This is a genomic window from Streptomyces hydrogenans (assembly GCF_014656075.1).
GTDB classification, from domain to species: Bacteria; Actinomycetota; Actinomycetes; order Streptomycetales; family Streptomycetaceae; genus Streptomyces; species Streptomyces hydrogenans.
In genome coordinates, this window is record NZ_BNBS01000262.1 from 1 (window position 1) to 3,249 (window position 3,249).

The window sequence follows — 3,249 nt, forward strand, 5'->3', positions numbered from 1 at the left end:
AACCGTGAGCCTGAGACTTTCCTCGGTACTCAACATGATGCGAACCTAACCCACTTAATGCGCAATCCGCATGAGGAATGCGCATGTTGGACGTCGGGGGGTGGTGCGAAGGCAAGCTTTACCCCACCACCGCGAGCGTGGCTGCGCCGGCCGCCCGCGCCGCCTGCGCGCTCTGACCGAACCGAGAACAGGAGGAATCCCATGTCCCAAACGCCCCGCGCCCTCGACGAGCACACCCCGACCACCATCGTCTACGACATCGCGGCCGAGACCGCCAACGAGCTGATCGGCCTGCTGACCCACCGGTCCGACACGGCCGCCGATCCAGCCACCCGCGAGGCCCGGTGGCAGCGCGTCCTCGCCGTCCGCGACGCCCGCCGGGCCGTGGACCCGCTGGACCGTCAGGCCCTGCTCGACCAGATCTCCCTCTGGAGGACGGAAATCGAAACCCTGAAGGCGGGCCGGTGAGCGACCCCAGCGCCTGCTTCCTCGCCGGGGAGCAGTTACGCACCCGCTTCGAGGAGCAGGAGCGCGAGTTCCTCTTCGACAACCACGAACCCCAGGAAACTCCCGCGCTGATACCGCTCAGCGGGCAGACCGCAGCCGGGAAGGGCCAGACCATGGCCGCCACCATCGTGCTCCTCGCGGCCGAACAGGGCGCTATAGCCAGGCCGCCAGCCGCCAGAGATCCATCCCTCCAGCCACAGGGCCATGAGCCGGCGAAACCGGCGAAGGAGCCCGCCCGACCGCCAGGATGAGGACGAGGGCATGGGGTCCTCCTCTCAGGGGGTACTGGCCTTCCCGGGTACGGGCGGGGCCAGCACGTACGCATGGGGCGCCCGGTCGGCTCTCAGAGCCGAGTGAGCGCCGCGCGCCCGCCGCACGAAGCACCGGCGGCGGCCGCGCCTCTGCTCACGGTAGGTGCAGAGGCGGAGAAGCGAATGTGCCGCACGAACTCGTGTGAGCCTGCGGGGGCTGGTCTGTAAGACTGCTCCGGTATGAGCACTTCGAACGCCCTACCGGTTCTGCGGACCTCTGATCTACTGAACGCCCACCAAGCGGTCCAGCGTCTGCTGAGCCTTGCCATCCCCATGGACGAGTTCCAGGTCAGCGCAGAGGCACAGGCGCTGACACTGGCAGAGGCGCAGGACATGGTCGCCGCCTTCCCGAAGGCTGCGCTCACCCCTGAGGACCCGTACCGGCCCGAGTCGAACGATGAGATCCGGCGCATGATCTCAGCGGGCGGCCTGGGGGTAGCGGCACTGCTCCCGGTCACACTCCGCCTTGAGAGCCAGCCAGTGGGGTCGATCGAGGAGGCGTTCTTCGAGGTGATCGGTTCCGGACCAGGCTCGGTTCACTGGGACTTCTTCAGCTGGCCGGCCGTCTCGGAACTCGGCCTGGAGATCCGCAACAAAGACGCCTACGTCCAGATCGCCATGAACAGCGAGGACGTGTATCAGGACACGCCCGCCCCGGATCACACGGTCTTCATCCACTTCCGGGAGGGTGACGTGGCGCGTGCCGAATGGCTGGCCCGGCAGGTGGGGCTGCAGCCGATCGGTCCGGTGGAGTGCGGCTGGTAGCTGTCAGTGGTGTTCTGGCCGCGGTCGCCCCCGTGCCCTTGTGACCGGTGCCGCCACGAGGGCTGAGGGCGTGAGCCAGGTCACCGCCTCGGCCACGTGCTCCGCTGCCGCAAGAAAGACGCCGGCGAGAAAGGCCCCCGATCTGACAGTTTTCCGTCCGTCCGGCGGTGCCGAACTCCGACCTGCTGAGCTGAAACGTCACACGAACCGCCTGTGCTCAGATTTCAGTTCGCCCGCTCGCAACCTGACATCAACACAGTCCCCCATCTGTAGCCACACGAGCGACACCTGGCTGTCCGCCACGGCAAACATCGTCGCCGTACCAGAGCAAAGGTCGTGTATGCGGGCCTTTCGCTGCCGTGCCTGCCGGTGAGGGCCGGTGGGGGGCGGAATCCGCGTAGCAGCGGGCGGAAGCCTGCGGATACGGTCCTCGCTGTGGCGCGTTGAATCATGCACGCGTCACATCAGGGAGGGAATTCATGCGTACACCCCTGTTCCGGCGTCTGGCCGCCACGGCCGCCGCGCTGGGACTCACTTCGCTCGGCCTGCTCGGCGCGGGCGCCGCGCCCGCGCAGGCCGCGGTGAGCGACTGCCCCACGGGGTACTTCTGTGCGTGGGCGAACACCGACGGCACGGGGTCGATGTTCAAGACGCAGTCGAGCAAGGCCACGCTGGGCACGTGGGACAACAAATTCCGCATGATCATCAACCGCACTCCGGGCTTCGCCTGCACCTTTGACGAGCCGAACTACGAGGATGCTGCCGGCCGGTACGGGAACGACGGCGATCCCGTCAGCATCGCCAGCAGGTCCGTCAGTTCGGTGAAGATCGTCCGCACGCTCCGGGAATGCGACCAGCCCGCGTACCCCTACTGGATCTCGGAGACCTCGCCCACGGCCGCGGGCTTCGGCGACATGAACGGCGACCGGAGGGCGGACGTCCTCGTCCGCGACCTGGTCGGACGCCTGTGGTTCCTGCCCGGTGACGGCAGTGGCCGTCTCGTCGGCACGGGCGGCTGGAACGCCTTCAACGCCATGGTCCGGCACGGCGACTTCAGCCGGGACAACCGCGAGGACGTGATCGCCCGCGAGGCGTCCACCGGCAAGCTGTGGCTCTACCCCGGCACGGGCACCGGCGGCCTCGGCGCGCGCAAGCTGCTCGGCTCCGGCGGCTGGAACGGCATGAACGCCCTGACGGGCGTCGGCGACATGAACGGCGACGGCCGGGCCGACCTGTACGGCCGCGAGGCGTCCACCGGCAAGCTCTGGCTCTACCCCGGCACGGCCGGCGCACTCGGTACGCGAGTGCTCGTCGGCGCCGGCGGCTGGAACGGCATGCCGACGATCATCGCCAACGGCGACTGGTCGGGCGACGGCCGCCCGGACCTCGTCGCGGCGAAGACCGCCGACGGCATGCTGTACCGGTACGAGGGCACAGGCAGGGGCGGCCTCGGCGCCGGCGACCGGCTCGGCGGCGGCGACTGGGAACACCTGAACGGCGCCTTCTGACCCACACAAGGGCCTCCGCCTCCAGGCGGGGCCCTTTCCCGCACCCGGCAAAAACCGTTGCATCACTAATGAGCCTCTTTCATCCTGAATAGTTGCAGGTCAGCAGGGTGTGGACGGCTTGGATGATGGTGCTGATGCGTCGGGTGGAGCATCTGGCC

Annotated in this window: 4 protein-coding genes; all 4 read left to right on the forward strand. The window is 68.3% G+C overall.

From position 1 onward, the window contains the following. Positions 1 to 201: 201 nt before the first annotated feature. Positions 202 to 468 (forward strand): hypothetical protein, encoded by a 267-nt coding sequence (locus IE321_RS41150; RefSeq protein WP_190226733.1) that lies wholly within the window; start codon positions 202 to 204, stop codon positions 466 to 468. Continuing rightward, positions 465 to 758, forward strand: coding sequence for a hypothetical protein (locus IE321_RS41155; protein ID WP_190226734.1), 294 nt, complete (start codon positions 465 to 467; stop codon positions 756 to 758). The genes IE321_RS41150 and IE321_RS41155 overlap by 4 nt, the downstream gene beginning before the upstream one ends. 240 nt (positions 759 to 998) lie before the next feature. Further along, positions 999 to 1,583 carry a hypothetical protein gene (locus tag IE321_RS41160; RefSeq protein ID WP_190226735.1) on the forward strand — a complete coding sequence of 195 codons (585 nt, stop codon included), beginning with the start codon at positions 999 to 1,001 and terminating at the stop codon, positions 1,581 to 1,583. Between the two features lie 479 nt (positions 1,584 to 2,062). Next, positions 2,063 to 3,091, forward strand: a complete 1,029-nt coding sequence (locus IE321_RS41165) for a peptidase inhibitor family I36 protein (protein ID WP_190226736.1) — start codon at positions 2,063 to 2,065, stop codon at positions 3,089 to 3,091. Positions 3,092 to 3,249 lie beyond the last annotated feature (158 nt).

Excerpts from the sequence above, each read along its gene's own strand:
- IE321_RS41150 (WP_190226733.1), top strand. The coding sequence starts at position 202 with ATGTCCCAAACGCCCCGCGCCCTCGACGAGCACACCCCGACCACCATC.
- IE321_RS41160 (WP_190226735.1), top strand. The coding sequence starts at position 999 with ATGAGCACTTCGAACGCCCTACCGGTTCTGCGGACCTCTGATCTACTG.
- IE321_RS41165 (WP_190226736.1), top strand. The coding sequence starts at position 2,063 with ATGCGTACACCCCTGTTCCGGCGTCTGGCCGCCACGGCCGCCGCGCTG.